The 19,908-nt window shown below is 69.7% G+C and carries 4 protein-coding genes; 2 read left to right on the top strand and 2 right to left on the bottom strand.

Annotated elements, in window-relative coordinates:
* Positions 1-34: 34 nt before the first annotated feature.
* On the top strand, positions 35-1,375 hold the full coding sequence (locus FM069_RS00480; RefSeq protein ID WP_143486164.1) for an aminotransferase-like domain-containing protein: 1,341 nt from the start codon (positions 35-37) through the stop codon (positions 1,373-1,375).
* Between the two features lie 63 nt (positions 1,376-1,438).
* Here FM069_RS00480 and FM069_RS00475 read toward each other — a convergent pair whose 3' ends face one another.
* Both FM069_RS00475 and FM069_RS00470 read right to left on the bottom strand, forming a co-directional pair.
* Positions 1,439-1,684 carry a hypothetical protein gene (locus tag FM069_RS00475; protein ID WP_143486163.1) on the bottom strand — a complete coding sequence of 82 codons (246 nt, stop codon included), beginning with the start codon at positions 1,682-1,684 and terminating at the stop codon, positions 1,439-1,441.
* 120 nt (positions 1,685-1,804) lie between these two features.
* Positions 1,805-2,131, bottom strand: a complete 327-nt coding sequence (locus tag FM069_RS00470; RefSeq protein WP_143486162.1) for a hypothetical protein — start codon at positions 2,129-2,131, stop codon at positions 1,805-1,807.
* Positions 2,132-2,708: 577 nt separating this feature from the next.
* On the opposite strand from FM069_RS00470, the gene FM069_RS00465 reads away from it, so the two are divergent.
* Entirely contained in the window at positions 2,709-19,811 is a 17,103-nt protein-coding gene (locus tag FM069_RS00465) for an Ig-like domain-containing protein (RefSeq protein WP_143486161.1), read from the top strand.
* Positions 19,812-19,908: the final 97 nt, after the last annotated feature.

Here is a 19,908-nt window from a genome sequence, read left to right as displayed (position 1 = left end):
TAGAACAATCAAAGAATTGTCCTAGGGACACCTCATGACACCCTCTCCTCTCACTTCGCTCCTCGAACGCCTGGCGGCCGCCATCCGCAGTGGCGAGCTGCCGCCCGGGACGGCGCTGCCCACCCACCGGCAGTTGGCGGCCAGCCATGGCATCGCCATCGCCTCGGCCAGCAAGGTCTACGCCCAACTCAAGGCCATGGGCCTGGTGATAGGCGAGACGGGGCGCGGCACCTTCGTCCGCGACCGGCCCCTGCAACGGCCGTGGGACAGCGGCGACGAGTCGCGCCTGAGCGCCCGTGCTGCGGACCTGTCCTTCAACCACCCCGGCGGGCCGGGCCAGGCGGACCTGCTGCGGACGATGCTGCGGGAACTGGCGGGCTCCGGCGATCTGGCCGCGCTGATGCACCAGCAACCACCGGGCGGGCGGCGCCACGAACGGCAGGCCGTGGCGGACTTCCTGGCGCGGGAACGAGGCATCCGGGTGGAGGCGCAGCAGGTCTTCCTGGTCAACGGCGCCCAGCAGGGCCTGGACATGGCAGCCCGCGCGCTGCTCCGCCCCTGCGACCGGGTTGCCGTCGATGCCCTCACCTACCCCGGCTTCAAGCTCATCGCCGAGGCCCACGACCTGGCCCTGGCGGCCATTCCCTCGCGAGACGACGGTCCCGATCTGGATGCCCTGGAAGCGCTCTGCCGGCGCCAGCCGGTCAAGGCTGTCTACACCATGCCCACCCTGCACAATCCCCTGGGCTGGGTGCTGACCGACCACCAGCGCGAGCGGCTGGTGACGATCGCCCGGCGTCATGACTGCCTGTTACTGGAGGATGCCGCCTACGCCTACCTCGCCGACCCTGCGCCACCGGCCCTGGTGACCCTGGCCCCGGAGCGCACGGTCTATGTGTCCAGCCTGTCCAAGAGTGTGGCCAGCGGCCTGCGCTTCGGCTATCTGGTGGTGCCGGAGGCGTACGCCGCGCGCCTGAAGGCGCAGATCCGCGCCAGCTTCTGGAGTCTGCCCAGCCTGGTCACTGCCATGGCCACCCGCTGGATGCAGGACGGCACGGTGAAGCGGCTGGAATACGAGCGCCGGCGCGAAGCCGGCCTGCGCCAGGCCATCGCCCGCGAGGTGTTCGCCGGGATGGCGGTGACCGCCCATTCCGCCGCGCTGTTCCTGTGGGTGCCGCTGCCGGCCGAGCTGCGCATGGACCGTATCGCCACGGCGCTGGCCGAGCGGCAGATCGCGGTCTCCAAGGCGGACGCCTACGCCACCACGCGACACGCCCCGCACGCCCTGCGCCTGGGCCTGAGCTCGGTGCCGCTGGAGCAGCTGGCCGATGTGCTCACCCAGGTGCGCGCGGTGATCGAGGGCTTTCCCCCGTAGCATCCGCAGCGCTCGGCCAATGAGCGTGGACGGTGCATTCCAATGGCCGGGAGGCAGGCGGCGCTACCAGACGAAACGCGACTCCAGGCGGAACAGGAAGACCCCCTCGATGGTGGCAGCGATGTCATTGATCAACGTGCCGACAATGGAATCGTCGGCGACCGAATACACCTGCTGCCCCTCCGTTCGAAACAGCCAGACACCCTCGTCCGAACGGATGTTGCCGAACGGGTCGATCCAGCCGACCCGTGCCCCTTCATGCCCCACCCCGAATATCACGTGGCGATTTCCCGCGAACGTACCGACCATCGCTTCACCGCCTTACTGCGCTTTCTCTGAGGAATAGCCGAACTTCCGGCAACTGGCCATCACCGTTCGGCGAGGCGACTGTATACGCGCACTGGAAGACGGGAAGCCAAGCGGGCTTTCCTATCGGGGCGATAGGTTCACCTTGGGGCGTCCCAGAGGCGCCGGATCGCTGGCGATCTGGATGTCCTCCAGCCACGAAGGCCGGGCCAGGGCGGCTGCCCAGATCATGGCCGCTTCCAGGGTGAGCGTCTGGCAATGGGTGTGATGCTGCTCGGCCAGTTGGCCGCCCGCCGCATCGTAGACGCCGAAGAACACCTCGAGCCCATTGGCGGCGCTGCGTCGCCCGTGGATCTCGAGACGACGGCCATCGGGCAACGTCTTCTCGAAATAGCGGTCCGCTGGACCGCTGCTGCTGAAGGCGTGGTAACTGCTTCCTCGATTCAGCATGGTTCGTTCCGGTACGTGTCGCGAGCGTCTCATTTGCTCGGCTTGTGAAAGGCAATGGGGTTCATCCGTTCGCGCCACCCGGCGAACGATCAGTGTCGGCTCGGCAGAACAGCGTCTCGAACGGGATGGCCGGGGTGCGTGCCTCGATCCAGTCGCACAGGTTTTGCCTGGCGCGCGGGCACCGAGCGGCCTCCCGAGGTCGGACCGTCCATCCGTCTACCTGACCGTGACAGGGCCGAACGAGTTTCGTCGCCTTGCCGAATCAGGCGATCCGGCTGCCAGCGAGCGGCTGCACGCCCACGTGTGTCTCTCGCCCTTCCCCACACCCGTCGTCTGCACGTCGGTCCGGCTCGGCCGGGGTGGGCTAGCCTGGCAAGGCGCCTGTGTGAACGGTCAGCTTTCCTGACCGGTTCCCGGGTGCGAGGTGCCTGGAACGGGCGTATCGGGACGAGCGTACCTTCAGACGGACGGCTCATTCCCACTACTGGCACCCCGCGATATCACGCTAATACTTGAGGAACTCGGCGGCCTGCGCGGCACAGGCACGCCCGACGGACAAGGATGACTGGAGGCTCGTATGCACGCTCGGCACGCTCACCCCTCGGCGCTCAGGATCGCCCTGGAACCCCGGCTGATGTTCGACGGCGCCATGGTCGCCACCGCCGATGCCACGACCCACCCGGACAATGCCGCGGCCGCAGCCGCGGCAGCCGAAGCCAGCGAGCACCAGGCAGCCGCCGCCCACGAAGCCCTCAGTCATGCCCTCGCCGCGGTACCGCCCGCGCCGCCGGCGGCCGACCGCCAGGAAATCTACTTCGTCGACGCCAACCTGCCCGATCGCGACGTGCTGGTGGCGGCGCTGCCCAGCCAGGCCGAGATCGTCTACCTGAACCGCGATGCCGACGGGCTCCTGCAGATCGCCGATGCCCTGCGCGGGCGCAGCGGGATCGACGCCATCCACCTGGTGACCCACACCGCCGAAGCCACCTTGCAGCTGGGCAACGTCCAGCTCACCACCGAATCGATCCTGGGCCGCTACAGCGAGCAACTGGGCGAGATCGGCCAACACCTGAACAGCGGCGCCGACGTACTGATCTATGGCTGCGACCTGGCGGCCGGCGACGACGGCCAGGCGACCCTGCAGGCGCTGGCCGACACCCTGGTGGCCGACGTCGCGGCCTCGGACAACACCACCGGTGCGGGCGGCGACTGGGTGCTGGAGCGCCACGTGGGCACCATCGAGACCACCCCGTTCCACGCCGAGGACTGGAACCACCAGTTGCTGGTCTCGGTGCCGGTCAACGACACCGTCACCGTGCTGCCCAACAGCACCGGCAACGTGATCGCCGTACTGGCCAACGACATCATCGTGGCCGGCACCACGGTCAGCGTGGCCAACGTCACCACCCCTGCCCACGGCACCGTGGTGCTCAACGCCAACAACACCATTTCCTATACGCCCACCGCCAACTACAGCGGCACCGACAGCTTTACCTACACCATGCGCGACAGCCTCGGGCTGAGCCTGGGCACCGCCACGGTATCCGTCACCGTCGATGCCCCGCCGACCCTGCAGGTGCCCACCCTGGGCACCTACCTGGAGGACGCCTCCATCGTCTTCTCCAGCGCCCTGGGCACCCGGATCACCGTCGCCGACATCGACAACACCACCACCCAGGTGACCCTCTCGGTCCCCAGCGGCAGCCTGACCCTGGGCTCCCTGACCGGCCTGACGTTCCTCCAGGGCGATGGCGTCGCCGACCCCATCATGACCCTGCGCGGCACCATCGCCGCCGTCAACGCGGCCCTCAACGGCCTGGTCTACACCCCGGTGGCCGACTTCAACGGCTCGGTGAACCTCACCGTCAGCGTGACCGACAGCCTGACCGCCGCGGTCACCTCCAGCGTGCCGATGACCTTTACCCCGGTCGCCGACATCGTCCCCGACGCCGTGAGCACGCTGCAGAACAACGCCGTCACCTTCAACGTGCTGAGCAACGACACCTTCTCCAACCCCGGCCGCGTGGTCAGCGCCTACGGCGCCCCGGCCCACGGCACGGTGGTCATCGACGCGGCGGGCAACGCGGTCTACACGCCGGCGGCCGGCTATGCCGGCACCGACACCTTCACCTACACCGTGAGTTCCGGCGGCGTCACCGAGACCGGCAGCATCACCGTCACCACCTACATCAACAGCCCGCCCACCATCAGCGTGCCGGCGGCGCAGACCTTCGCCGAGGACGTGACGCGGATCTTCTCCAGCAGCGCCGGCAACGCCATCACCGTGGCCGATGCCAACGGCGACATCCTCACCGTCACCCTGCAATCGACCCACGGCAGCCTGACCCTGGCGCAGTTCAGCGGCCTCACCTTCCTCACCGGCACCGGCGTGGGCAACAGCCTGATGGTGTTCCGCGGCAGCGCCAGCGCCATCAACGCCGCCCTCAACGGCCTGTCCTTCACCCCGGTCCCCGACTACTACGGCGGCGCCACCCTGAGCATCCAGGCCAGCGACGGCATCGCCGCGGTGCAGAGCGCCAACGTCGCGCTGAACCTGACCCCGGTGGTGAACGGCGTACCCGATTCGATCCAGACCGGGCCGCTGACCCCGGTCACCTTCCTGCCCCTGGCCAACGACACCTTCCTCGGCACGCCCAGCGTGACCGCGGTGAGCGCTCCCAGCCATGGCACAGTCGTGCTGCTGAACAACGCCATCACCTACACCCCCGCCGCCGGCTTCACCGGCAGCGACACCTTCACCTACACGGTGACCTCGGGCGGGGCCACCGAGCAGGTGGTGGTCAACGTCACCGTCGGCGACACGCCGCCCACCTCCGTCAGCCTGGGCACCCTGTCCACCGTGGACGGCGGCCTGGTAGCGGTCTCCGCGGCCCTGGCCTTCCGCGACCCCGACCCGCTGGACGTGCTCACCTACAGCGCCAGCGGCCTGCCCGCCGGGCTCAGCATCAACGCCACCACCGGGATCATCAGCGGGCTGGTCAACACCCATGCCTCCACGGTCAACGGCGGGGTCTACAACGTGGTGGTGACCGCCACCGACCTGGCCGGTGCCAGCGCCAGCAGCACCCTGCAGCTGCGGGTCAGCAACCCCGCGCCGATCCCCCTGCTGGGGCTGCAGGTGGGCGGCAGCGAGGACAGCCTGCTGGGCATCAGCGCCAGCGCCCTGGGCATCATCGACCCGGACGGCGACGCCTTCAGCATCACCCAGGCCAGCGCCCTGCACGGCACCGTCACGATCAACGCGGACGGCTCCCTGAGCTACATGCCCAACGCCAACTACTTCGGCCTGGACACCATCACCTACACCGTGACCGACGTCGACGGCGGCTCCGCCACCGGCTACGTGGCCGTCGTCCTGGCCGCGGTGCCCGACCTGCCGGTGCTCAACCTGCCGAGCATCCCGCTGCTTGCCGAAGACACCCCGCTGGTCTTCGCCAACCTCGCCGGGCAGCAGCTGAGCGTGCTGGACGTGGACGGGGAAACCCTGCAACTGAGCCTGAACGTCCCCCTCGGCAGCCTCACCCTCACCCAGACCGCCGGCCTCACTTTCCTCCAGGGCGACGGCATCGACGACAGCGTGATGGTCTTCACCGGCAGCGCGCTGAGCATCAACGCCGCCCTTTCCAGCCTGATCTACACCCCCGGCGCCGACTACAACGGCCCGGTCAACATCAACCTGGCCCTGAGCCAGATCACCGGCGGCCTGCTCAGCGTCAACGCGACCCTGCCCATCAGCATCGCGCCGGTGGCCGACATCGTGAACGACACGGTCAGCACCGCCCTCAACACCCCGGCGCTGTTCAACGTGCTGACCAACGACAGCTTCGAGAACCCGGGCCGGGTGGTGAGCAGCTTCACCAACCCGAGCCACGGCTCGGTCACCCTCGACGCCCAGGGCAACGCCGTCTACACCCCGGCCAGCGGCTACGTCGGCAGCGACAGCTTCACCTACACGGTGACCTCCAACGGCACCACCGAAACCGCCACCGTGACGATCTCCATCGCCCAGCCCAACGTCGCGCCGACCCTCAGCACGCCGCCGGGCCAGACCTCTGCCGAGGACACCCCGCTGGTGTTCTCCAGCGCCGCCGGCAACGCCATCGTGGTGGCCGACGCCAACGGCGACGTCCTGACCGTCAGCCTGCAGGTGACCCAGGGCACCCTGACCCTGTCGCGCACCAACGGGCTCACCTTCAGCACCGGCGACGGCACCACCGATGCCAGCCTGGTGTTCAGCGGCAGCGCCGCCGCGATCAACGCCGCCCTGGACGGTCTGACCTTCAACCCGGTCGCCGACTACAACGGCGCCGCCACCCTGACCCTCAGCGTCAGCGACGGCCTGCTCAGCCAGGCCGGCTCCGTCGCGCTGACCATCACCCCGGTCGCCGACGGCGTCCCTGACAGCATCCAGACCGGCCCGCTGGTGCCGGTGATCTTCTATCCCCTGGCCAACGACAACTTCGAGGGCCTGCCGCGCATCACCGCCGTCACCCAGGGCGCCCACGGCACGGTCACCCTCGGCCTGGGGGGCGCGGTCACCTATACCCCGGCCCTGGGCTATACCGGCTCGGACACCTTTTTCTATACCGTCACTTCCGGTGGCGTCACCGAGCAGATCGCGGTGAATGTCACCGTCGGCAACCACGCCCCCACCACCTCCGGCCCCCTCGGCACCCTGAACACCCTCGACGGCGCCCTGGTGGCCGCCAGCACCGCCCAGGCCTTCAGCGACGCCGACGCGCTGGACGTGCTGAGCTACAGCGCCACCGGGCTGCCCGCCGGGCTGAGCATCGACCGTCTCACCGGCCTGATCACCGGGGTGGTGGACACCCACGCCTCGGTCCATGGCGCCAACGGCAGCGGCCTCTACACCGTGACCGTCCGGGCCACCGACCTCGCCGGGGCCAGCGTCAGCACGACCCTGCAGATCCAGGTCGGCAACCCGCCGCCGGTGCCGCTGGTGGGCCTGAGCGTCAATGCGCTGGAGGACACCCCGCTGCTGATCACCGCCAACACCCTGGCCATCATCGACCCGGACGGCGACGCGCTCACCCTCACCGCCGCCAGCGCCCTGCACGGCAGCGTGACCATCAACCCCGACGGCTCCCTGAACTACGTGCCCTCGGCCAACTTCAACGGCCTGGACCGCATCACCTACACGGTGGTTGACGCCGACGGCGGCCAGGCCACCGGCTACGTGGCGGTCGTGGTGGTGGCGGTGCCCGACCTGCCGATCCTGCAGGTGCCGAACCTGGTGCTGCTGGCGGAGGACACGCCGCTGTTGTTCGCCAACATCCTCGGCCAGCGCCTGAGCGTCGGCGACGTGGACGGCGAGGTGCTCGACCTGCGCCTGAGCGTGCCCATCGGCAGCTTCACCCTGACCCAGACCGCCGGCCTGAGCATCAGCGAAGGCGACGGCGTCGACGACAGCACCCTGCGCTTCTCCGGCAGCGTGGCGGATATCAACGCGGCGTTGGACGGCCTGATCTACACCCCGGGGGCCGACTACAACGGCCCGCTGGCCATCACCCTGCAGCTGGGGCGACTGGTAGGCGGCATCCTCAACGTGAACGCCACGCTGCCGATCCAGATCGCGCCCGTGGCCGACATCGTCGACGACAGCGTCAACGTCACCCTGGACACCCCGGTCGGCTTCAACGTGCTGGCCAACGACACCTTCGAGAACGCCGGACGCTACGTCAGCGGCTTCACCACGCCGGCCCACGGCACCCTGACCCTGGATGCCCAGGGCAACGCCCTCTACACCCCCACCAGCGGCTATCTGGGCACCGACAGTTTCACCTACACCGTCACCTCCAACGGCACCACGGAAACCGCCACGGTCACCCTCACCACCGCCCTGCCCAACTACGCGCCGACGGTGCTGGCGCCCGCCGCGCAGGCCGCCCAGGAAGACACGCCGCTGATCTTCTCCAGCGCCGCCGGCAACGCGCTGGTGGTGGCCGACGCCAACGGCGACCTCCTCACCATCACCCTGCAGGTCACCCACGGCACCCTGACCCTTGCCCAGACCGCCGGCCTCAGCTTCACCAGTGGCGACGGCGTCGCCGACGCCAGCATGGTCTTTCGCGGCAGCGCCGCCGCGATCAACGCCGCCCTGGACGGCCTGACCTTCGCCCCGGTGGCCGACTACAACGGCAGCGCCACCCTGAACATCCTGGCCAGCGACGGCCAGCTCAGCCAGAGCGCCAGCACCGCCCTGACCCTCGCCGCGGTCGCCGACGCGGTGCCCGATACGGTCCAGACCCAGCCCCTGGTGCCGGTCACCTTCTACCCCCTGACCAACGACACCTTCAGCAACCCCGACGCCGCCCTCACCGCGGTCAGCGCGGCTGCCCACGGCAGCGTGGTGATCGGCCCCGGCGGCGCGCTCATCTACACGCCGGCCCCGGGCTACCGGGGCGTCGACAGCTTCACCTACACCATCACCTCCGGCGGCGTGACCGAGCAGGCCACGATCACCGTGGTGGTGGGCACCAACAGTGCGCCGGTGGCGGGCAGCCTCGGCAGCCTGGCCGGTGTCGACGGGGGCGGGGTGCTGGTGGCGGCGGGCGCCTCCTTCTCCGACAGCGACCTGTTCGACGTGCTGACCTACCTCGCCACCGGGCTGCCCGCAGGGCTGAGCATCGACGCCGCCACCGGCGTGATCAGCGGCGTGCTCGATACCCACGCCTCGGTACAGGTGCCCGGCGGCCGCTACGCGGTGACCGTCACCGCCACCGACCTGGCCGGCGCCAGCGCGTCTTCGGTGCTGCTGATCACCGTCAGCAATCCGCCGCCGGTGACCACCCCGGCAGTGGCCACCGTGCTGGAAGACACCCCCCTGACCATCACCCAGTTCAGCGTGGTGGACCCGGACAACGACAGTATCGCCCTCACCGCCGCCAGCGCCCTGCACGGCAGCGTGGTGCTCAACCCCGACGGCTCGCTGACCTACACCCCCAATGCCAACTACAACGGCCTCGATACCATCACCTACACGGTGGTGGACGCCGATGGCGGCCGCGCCACCGGGGTCATCGCGGTGACCGTCCTGCCGGTGGTGGACCTGCCCACCCTGCAGCTGCCCACGATCCCGCTGTTCGCCGAAGACACCCCGCTGATCTTCGCCAACCTGGTGGGCCAGCAACTGAGCGTCGGCGATGTGGACGGCGAACTGGTGGACCTGCGCCTGAGCGTGCCCATCGGCGGCTTCACCCTGACCCAGACCGCCGGCATCAGCATCAGCGAAGGCGACGGGGTCGACGACAGCACCCTGCGGATCTCCGGCACGGTGGCGGACATCAATGCCGCGCTGAACGGGCTCATCTATACCCCGGGCGCCGACTACAACGGCCCGCTGACCATCAACCTGGAACTGGGCCAGCTGGGCCTGCCCCTCAGCGTCACCGCGATCCTGCCGATCCAGATCGTCCCGGTGGCGGACATCGTCGACGACCACGTCTCGACCACCACCGATAACGCGGTGGGCTTCAACGTGCTGGCCAACGATACCTTCGAGAACCCGGGCCGGGTGGTGCAGAGCTTCACCAACCCCGCCCACGGCACCGTCACCCTGGATGCCCAAGGCAATGCCGTCTACACCCCGGATGCCGGCTTCACCGGCACCGACACCTTCACCTACACCGTGTACTCCAACCAGACCACGGAGACTGCCACGGTCACCGTGTCCATCAACGCGGCGCCCAACACCGACCCAGTGGCCACGGCCCTCGCCAACCGCACCGCCCAGGACGGCCAGAGCCTGTCCCTGAACGTGTCCGGTGCTTTCAGCGACACCGACGGCGACGCCCTGACCTACAGCGCCAGCGGCTTGCCAGCCGGCCTTGCCATCGACCCGGCCACCGGTATCATCAGCGGCACCCTGGGCGGCCATGCCTCCATCCAGGTGCCCAGCGGCGCCTATGCCATCGTGATCACCGCCGACGACGGCCACGGCGGCCAGGTCAGCGCCGGTTTCACCCTCACCGTGAGCAACCCGCCGCCCACCGCCAACCCGGACAGCTTCAGCGTCGCCGAAGGCTCGGTGCTCAACGGCGACGTGTTGGCCAACGACAGCGACATCGACCAGGACAGCCTGAGCGTCAACACCACGCCGCTGCAGGGCCCTGCCCACGGCACCCTGGTGCTCAACGCCGACGGCACCTTCATCTACACCCCGACCCTCAACTACCGCGGGCCGGACAGTTTCACCTACCAGTTGGTGGACGCCGACGGTGGCACGGCCAGTGCCGGGGTGACTCTCACCGTCACCCCGGTGAACGCACCTCCCGCCCCGGTGGGCACCATTGCGCCCCAGGTGGCCGACGACAGCAGCGCCTTCAGCCTGAACGTGGCCGGCAACTTCACCGACGCCAACGGCGACACCCTGACCTACAGCGCCAGCGGCCTGCCCACCGGCCTCGCCATCGACCCGGCCTCCGGCCTCATCAGCGGCACCCTGGCCCACGACGCCTCGACCCAGGGAACCAACGGCAGCGGTGCCTATACGGTCACCGTCACCGCCGACGATGGCAACGGCGGGCAGGTGACCCAGACCTTCGCCCTCAGCGTGAGCAACCCCGCGCCCACCACGGCCGGCGGCAGCATCAGCCTGGCGGAAGACACTCCCTACAACGGCACCCTGACGGCCAGCGACGTTGACGGCGACAGCCTGTCCTTCGCCGCGGCCCAGCCGCCTGCCCACGGCAGCCTGGTGCTCAACCCCGACGGCACCTTCACCTACACGCCCAACGCCAACTACAACGGCCCGGACAGTTTCAGCTACCGGGTCACCGACAGCGACGGCGGGGTCGCCGTGGCGACGGTCAGCATCACCGTCACCCCGGTCAACGACGCCCCGACGGTCAGCAGCCCCATCGCCGCCCAGACCGGCATCGACAGCGCTGCCTTCGGCCTGAACGTCGCGGGGAATTTCGCCGACCCGGACGGCGACAGCCTGAGCTACTCGGCCAGCGGGCTCCCCGCCGGCCTTTCCATCGACCCGGCTACCGGCCTGATCAGCGGCACCCTGGCCCACGACGCCTCGACCCAGGGCCCCAACGGCGGCGGGGTGTACACCGTCACCATCACCGCCGACGACGGCCACGGCACGCAGGTGGCCCAGAGCTTCACGCTCAGCGTCAGCAACCCGCCGCCCCTCACCAACGACAGCGCCTTCACCACCGCCGAGGGCAGCACCCTGTCCGGGGTCCTGATCGCCAGCGACATCGACGGCGATACCCTGAGCTTCAGCGTGACCCAGCAACCGGCCCACGGCACCCTGGCGCTCGCCCAGGACGGCACCTTCACCTACACCCCGGACGCGCTGTACAGCGGCCCGGACAGCTTCAGCTACCAGGTGACCGACAGCGACGGCGGCGTCGCCACCGCCGTGGTCAGCATCGACGTGGGCGCGGTGAACCACCCGCCGGTGGCCAACGCCGCCATCGGCGCCCAATCCGCCACCGACGCCGGCGCCTTCAGCCTCAACGTGGCGGGCAACTTCTCCGACGCCGACGGCGACACCCTGACCTACAGCGCCAGCGGCCTGCCCGCCGGGCTGAGCATCGACCCGGCCACGGGGCTCATCAGCGGCACCCTGGGCGGCCATGCCTCCACCCAGGGCCCCAACGGCGCGGGCGTCTACACGGTCCTGGTGACGGTGAGCGACGGCAACGGCGGCAGCATCGGCCAGAGCTTCACCCTCAGCGTGAGCAACCCGGCCCCCAGCACCGCCAACAGCACCGTCAGCGTCGCCGAGGACACCCCCTACAGCGGCCAGCTGAACGCCACCGACCTCGACGGCGACGCCCTGACCTTCAGCGTCACCACGCCGCCGCTGCACGGCAATCTGGTACTGAATACCGACGGCAGCTTCACCTACACCCCGGCGCCTGACTACAACGGCCCGGACAGCTTCGCCTACCAGGTGACCGACGGCGACGGCGGCATCGCCACCGCAGTGGTGAGTGTCTCGGTCAGCACGGTCAACGACGCGCCGACCGGCGTGGGCAGCATCGCCGCCCAGACCGCCGCCGACAGCAGCGCCTTCAGCCTGAACGTCTCCGGGAACTTCAGCGACGTGGACGGCGATGCCCTGACCTTCAGCGCCAGCGGGCTGCCTGCCGGGCTCGCCATCGACCCGGCCACCGGCCTGATCAGCGGCACCCTGGCCCATGACGCCTCGACCCAAGGCCCCATGGGCGGCGCCTACACCGTCATCGTGACCGCCAGCGACGGCAACGGCGGGCAGGTCGACCAGACCTTCACCCTGACCGTGAACAACCCGGCGCCCAGCACCGCCAACAGCGCCTTCACCACCGCCGAGGACACCGCCTACGGCGGCGTGCTGCTGGCCACCGACGTGGACGGCGACACCGTCACCTTCAGCGTTACCCAGCGACCGGCCCACGGTGATCTGATGCTGGACGCCGACGGCACCTTCCTCTACCGGCCGGCCCTCAACTACAACGGCCCCGACAGCTTCACCTACCAGGTGGTGGACAGCGACGGCGGCATCGCCACCGCCGTGGTGAACATCGTCGTCAGCGCAGTCAACGACATCCCCACCACCCGGGTGATCGTCCCGCAGAGTGCGGCGGACGGCGCGCCGTTCAGCCTCGATGTGTCCGGCAATTTCTACGACGCCGACGGCGATGCGCTGACCTACAGCGCCAGCGGCCTGCCCGTCGGCCTCGCCATCGACCCGGCCACCGGCCTGATCAGCGGCACCCTGTCCAGCAGCGCCTCGACCCAGGGGCCCAACGGCGCGGGCGTCTACAGCGTCACCCTCAGCGTCGACGACGGTCAGGGCGGCGTGGTCAGCCAGACTTTCACCCTCACTGTCAGCAATCCGCTACCCAGTACCAGCGACAGCAGCCTCAGCACCGCCGAAGACACGCCCTACAGCGGCGTGCTGCTGGCCACCGACCCGGATGGCGACAGCCTGGCGTTCAGCGTCGCCCAGCAACCGGCCCACGGCAGCCTGGTGCTCAATCCCGACGGCAGCTTCACCTACACCCCGGCGGCCAACTACAACGGCCCGGACAGCTTCACCTACCGGGTGACCGACAGCGACGGCGGGGCATCCACCGCGGTGGTGAGCATCAGCGTCAGCGCGGTCAACGATGCCCCCACCCCGGTGGGCAGCATCGCTGCGCAGAACGCCAGCGACAGTGCCGGTTTCAGCCTCAACGTGGCCGGCGCCTTCAACGACGCCGACGGCGACACCCTGACCTACGGCGCCAGCGGCCTGCCCGCCGGCCTCGCCATCGACCCGGCCACCGGCCTGATCAGCGGCACCCTGGCCAGCAGCGCCTCGACCCAGGGCCCCAATGGCGGCGGGACCTACACCGTCATCGTCACCGCCAGCGATGGCAACGGCGGCAGCGTCGACCAGACTTTCACCCTCACCGTGAGCAACCCGCCGCCCGGCACCGCCAATGCCAGCTTCGCCCTGACCGAGGACACCCCGTTCAGTGGCGCGCTGCTGGCCAGCGACCCGGACGGCGACGCCCTGACCTTCACCGCCACCCGCCTGCCGCTGCACGGCACCCTGGCCCTCAACCCCGACGGCACCTTCACCTATACCCCGGTAGCCAACTACAACGGCCCGGACAGCTTCACCTACCAGGTCCGCGACGCCGACGGCGGCCTCGCCACCGCCACCGTGACGCTCGCCATCGCGCCGGTGAACGACGCCCCGGTCGCCAACGACGACCGCGCGACCACCCTGGAAGACACCCCGGTGACCATCGACGTGCTGGCCAACGACACCGACGTCGACGGCGACCGGCTCAGCGTGGTGGCCGCCAGCGCGGCCAACGGCACGGTGACCCTCAACCCCGACGGCACCCTCACCTACACCCCCAACGCCAATTTCAACGGCACCGACGTCATCACCTACACCCTCAGCGATGGCGCCGGCCTCACCGCCAGCGCCCAGGTCATCGTCACCGTGGTCCCGGTCAACGATGCGCCGGCCGCCGCGGGCAGCATCGCCGCCCAGAGCGCCAGCGACGGCGCCGGCTTCAGCCTCGCCGTCGGCGGCACCTTCACCGATGCCGACGGCGACGTACTGGCCTACAGCGCCAATGGCTTGCCGGCCGGGCTGAGCATCGACCCGGTCACCGGCGTCATCAGCGGCACCCTGGACGGCCACGCCTCAACCCAGGGTCCCAACGGCGGCGGCGCCTACACGGTGGTGGTGACGGCCAGCGACACCAGCGGCGGCACCGCCAGCCAGACCTTCGTCCTCACCGTGAGCAACCCGCCGCCCAGCAGCGCCAACAGCAGCTTCAGCACCGACGAGAACACGGCCTACAGCGGCGCGCTGCTGGCCAGCGACCCGGACGGCGATGCCCTGACCTTCAGCGTCACCCAGGCGCCCGCCCATGGCAGCCTGGTGCTCAACCCCGACGGCACCTTCACCTACCTGCCCGCGGCCCAGTACAGCGGCACGGATCGCTTCAACTACCAGGTGGTGGACAGCGACGGCGGCATCGCCACCGCCCAGGTGACCATCACCGTCACCGCGGTCAACGACGCCCCGGTCCCGGTGGGCAGCATCGCCGCCCAGAGCGCCAACGACAGCACCGCCTTCACCCTCAACGTCAGCGGCAACTTCGCCGACGCCGACGGCGACGCCCTGACCTACAGTGCCAGCGGCCTGCCGGCCGGGCTGAGCATCGACCCGACCACCGGCCTGATCAGCGGCACCCTGGCCAACAACGCCTCGACCCAGGGCCCCAACGGCGCGGGCACCTATACGGTGGTGGTGACGGCCAACGACGGCCAGGGCGGCTCGGTCGATCAGACCTTCACCCTGACGGCGAACAACCCGGCCCCTGTCACCCGCGACAGCAGCGTCACCACCGACGTCGACACGCCCCTGAGCGGCGCGCTGGTGGCCAACGACGTGGACGGCGATGCCCTGACCTTCAGCGTCATCCAGGCCCCCGCCCAGGGCAGCCTGGTGCTCAACCCCGACGGCACCTTCACCTACACACCGGCCAGCGGCTACAGCGGGCCGGACAGTTTCAGCTACCAGGTGACCGACAGCGACCGCGGCGTCGCCACCGCCGTAGTGACCATCGACGTGGGCGGCACCAACCACGCCCCGGTGACCACCGGCCCCATCGCCACCCAGTCGGCCACCGACGCCGGCCCCTTCAGCCTGAACGTCGCCGGCACCTTCAACGATGCCGACGGCGACACGCTTACCTACAGCGCCAGCGGGCTACCCGCCGGCCTCGCCGTCGACCCCGCCACCGGCCTCATCAGCGGCACCCTGGCCAACAACGCCTCGACCCAGGGCCTCAACGGCAGCGGCGCCTACACGGTGATCGTCGCCGCCGACGACGGCAACGGCGGGCGGGTCGAGCAGCTGTTCACCCTGAACGTCAGCAACCCGGCCCCCAGCACCGCCAACAGCGCGTTCAGCACCGCCAGCGACACCGCCTACAGCGGCGCCCTGGTGGCCAGCGACGTGGATGGCGACGCCCTGACCTTCAGCCTCACCCAGGCCCCCACCCACGGCAGCCTGGTGCTGAATCCCGATGGCACCTTCACCTACACGCCGGCGGGTGCCTACGCCGGGCCCGACCGCTTCACCTACCAGGTCCGCGACGCCGACGGCGGCCTCGCCACCGCCGTGGTGAACATCGACGTCACGGCGGTGAACCAGGGGCCGATCGCCAGCGGCAGCATCGCCGCGCAGTCCGCCAACGACGGCGCCGGCTTCAGCCTCAACGTGGCTGGAAATTTCAGCGATGCCGACGGCGACGTGCTGACCTACAGCGCCAGCGGGCTGCCCGCCGGCCTGAGCCTCGACCCGGCCACCGGGCTGATCAGCGGCACCCTGGCCAGCAGCGCCTCGACCCAGGGGCCCAACGGCGGCGGGTTCTACAGCGTGACCGTCACCGCCAGCGACGGCAACGGCGGCTCGGCTCAGCAGACCTTCACCCTCAGCGTCAGCAACCCGGCCCCGAGCACCGCCAACAGCGCCTTCAGCACTGCCGAAGGCACGTCCTACAGCGGCGCGCTGGTGGCCAGCGACATCGACGGCGACGCCCTGACCTTCAGCGTCGTCCAGTCGCCGCTCCACGGCAGCCTGACGATCAACCCGGACGGCACCTTCACCTATACCCCCGTCGCCGGCTACAGCGGCGCCGACCGTTTCAGCTACCAGGTCCGCGACGTCGACGGCGGCGTCGCCACCGCCCTGGTGAACATCAGCGTCACTGCGGTGAACAGCGCCCCCACCACCAACGGCAACATCGCCGCGCAGAGCGCCAACGATGGCGCGGCCTTCAACCTCAACGTGGCCGGCACCTTCAGCGACGCCGACGGCGACACCCTCACCTACAGCGTCAGCGGCCTGCCCGCCGGCCTGAGCCTGGACCCGGCCACCGGCCTGATCAGTGGCACCCTCGCCCATGACGCCTCCAGTCAGGGGCTCAACGGCAGCGGCGTGTACACCCTGACCGTCACCGCCGACGACGGCCACGGCGGCACCGCCAGCCAGAGCTTCACCCTCAGCGTGAGCAACCCGCCGCCGGTGACCCGCGACAGCAGCGTCACCACCGACGCGAACACGCCGCTGAATGGCGTGCTGGTGGCCACCGACGTCGACGGCGACCCGCTGAGCTTCAGCGTGCTCCAGCAACCGGCCCATGGCAGCCTGGCCCTGAATGCCGATGGCACTTTCACCTATACCCCGGCCAGCGGCTACAGCGGGCCGGACAGCTTCAGCTACCAGGTAACCGACAGCGACGGCGGCGTCGCCACCGCCGTGGTGACCATCGACGTGGGCGCGGCCAACCATGCCCCGGTGAGCACCGGCCCCATCGCCACCCAGTCCGCCAGCGACGCCGGCCCGTTCACCCTCAACGTCGCCGGCAACTTCAGCGACGCCGACGGCGACCCCTTGACCTACAGCGCCAGCGGCTTGCCGGCCGGGCTGAGCATCGACCCGGCCACTGGTCTCATCAGCGGCACCCTGGCCAACAACGCCTCGACCCAGGGCCTCAACGGCAGCGGCGCCTACACCGTGGTGGTCGCCGCCAGCGACGGCAACGGCGGGCGGGTTGAACTGCTCTTCACCCTGAACGTCAGCAACCCTGCACCGACCACCGCCAACAGCAGCTTCAGCACCGCCGAGGACACCCCGTACAGCGGCCAGCTGAATGCCAGCGACGTGGACGGCGACGCCCTGACCTTCAGCGTCACCCAGGCGCCGACCCACGGCAGCCTGGTGCTCAATGCCGACGGCAGCTTCACCTACACCCCGACGGCCGACTACAACGGCCCGGACAGCTTCACCTACCAGGTCCGCGACGCCGACGGCGGCCTCGCCACCGCCGTGGTGAGCCTGTCGGTGACCCCGGAAAACGACGCGCCGACCGCCACCGGCAGCATCCCCACCCAGAGCGCCGCCGATGGCGGCAGCTTCTACCTCAACGTGGGCGGCAACTTCAGCGATGCCGACGGCGACGTGCTCACCTACAGCGCCAGCGGCCTGCCCGATGGACTGAGTATCGACCCCGCCACGGGCCTCATCAGCGGCACCTTGGGCGGCCACGCCTCTACCCAGGGCCCCAACGGCGGCGGGGCCTACACCGTCACCCTCACCGTCAGCGACGGCAACGGTGGCACGCTCCAGCAGACCTTCGTGCTGAATGTCGGCAACCCCCCGCCCACCACCGCCAACAGCGCCTTCACCACCGCCGAGGACACCGCCTACCAAGGCACGCTGGTGGCCAGCGACAGCGATGGCGACGCCTTCACCTTCAGCGTCGCCCAGCCACCTGCCCACGGCACCCTGGTGCTCAACGCCGACGGCACCTTCACCTATACCCCGGCCACCGACTACACCGGCGCCGACAGCTTCACCTACCAGGTGGTGGACAGCGACGGTGGAATCGCCACGGCCGTGGTGAGCATTGTCGTCACGTCGGCTAACGACGCCCCGGTCGCCAACGGCGCCATCGCGGCCCAGACCGCCACCGACAGCTCGGCCTTCACCCTCAACGTCAGCGGTAACTTCACCGATCCGGACGGCGACAGCCTGACCTACAGCGCCAGCGGCCTGCCCGCCGGCCTGGGCATCGACTCCGCCACCGGGCTCATCAGCGGCACCCTGGGGAGCAGCGCCAGCCAGGTGGGCAACGGCGTCTACACCATCACGGTCACCGCCAGCGACGGCAGCAGCCAGGTGGCCCAGGTCTTCACTCTGACCGTCACCAACCCGGCGCCGGTGGCCAGCGACAGCAGCATCGAGGTGGCGGCGGACGGCACCTACACGGGCCAGCTGCCGGCCACCGACCCCGACGGCGACGCCCTCACCTTCAGCACCCTGCAAGCGCCAGCCAACGGCACCCTGACCCTCAACGCCGACGGCAGCTTCACCTACGTGCCGGCCGCCGGTTACAGCGGCGCCGACAGTTTCGTCTACCAGGTGGTCGATGCCGATGGCGCCAGCGCCACGGCCACCGTGACCGTGACCGTCGGTGCCGGTACCGGCACCAACCGGCCGCCGGTGGCCAGCGACAGCACCGCCACCACCGCCGAAGACACCCCGCTGACCCTCGACCCGCTGGCCACGGCGAGCGATCCGGACGGCGACCCGCTGACCGTCACCGCCGCGTCGGCGGGCAACGGCAGCGTGGTGATCAACCCCGACGGCACCCTGACCTACACGCCGAACCCCGACTTCAACGGCAGCGACACCCTGACCTACACCCTCAGCGACGGCGCGGGCGGCACCGTCACGGCCAACGTGGCGATCACCATCACCGCGGTGAACGATGCGCCCACCGTGACCCCGAGCAGCGCCACCACCCCCGAGGACACCGCCATCACCCTCGACGTGCTGAGCAATGTCAAAGACGTCGACTCGCCCGTCCTCACGGTGACCAGCGCCGCCGCGAACAACGGCACCACGGTGGTCAACCCCGACGGCAGCGTGACCTACACCCCCACGGCGAACTACACCGGCACCGATACCCTGACCTACACCGTCAGCGACGGCGCAGGCGGATTCGTCACCGGCACCGTGACGATCACCGTCACGCCGACCCAGGAGTTCTACGTCGCCCCGACGCCCAACTCCAGCATCGGCGTCGCGCGGGTTCTGAGCGTCCAGCAGACCACCGTCTTCACCCGCACCGCCAACTACGAGCCGGTACTGCTGGACGTGATCAACGGCTTCCGGCGCCTGGAAGGGATGACCGTGGTCGGGGACGAGCCCATGCGCGAGGTGGCGAACGGTCTCCAGGGCCTGGGCAATACCTTGGAGATCACGCCCTTCAAAGGCCCCATGTCCCAGGCAGTGGGCGACCTGAACGAGCGCAGCCGGCAGCCCCTCGACGTCAACATGCTGCGGGCCGGACCGTTCGGCACGGGGAACTCCGCGGCGACCCTGGTTCCGCAGCAGAGCGTGCCTTCGCCGGCGAACTTCTCGCTCAGCGAACCCATGGTCATCCTCGATATTCCCGACACGGCTCCAGCGGACACGTTGCTGGCACACGATGCTGCCGAGCGCGGCGATATCGCGCTGACGACACACGCACCGCCAACGCTTGAAGAACAGCTGCAGACCGCCAGTCAGATGCGCTCGGCTCAGCTGGAGGAATTGGCCTGGCTACTAGCAGGTTGAGGATTCGGGCGCTATTAGAAAAGTAATTGTCTGACCGTAGGACAATCCTCCAAAGTGCCACTACATTAAGACTAGGCGTGGTGATCAACCAGGGATG

Source organism: Pseudomonas mangiferae (assembly GCF_007109405.1).
In the GTDB taxonomy this organism is placed as follows: Bacteria; Pseudomonadota; Gammaproteobacteria; order Pseudomonadales; family Pseudomonadaceae; genus Pseudomonas_T; species Pseudomonas_T mangiferae.
The sequence above is the reverse complement of the archived record's forward strand: the minus strand, read 5'-3'. Positions and strand labels throughout refer to the sequence as shown.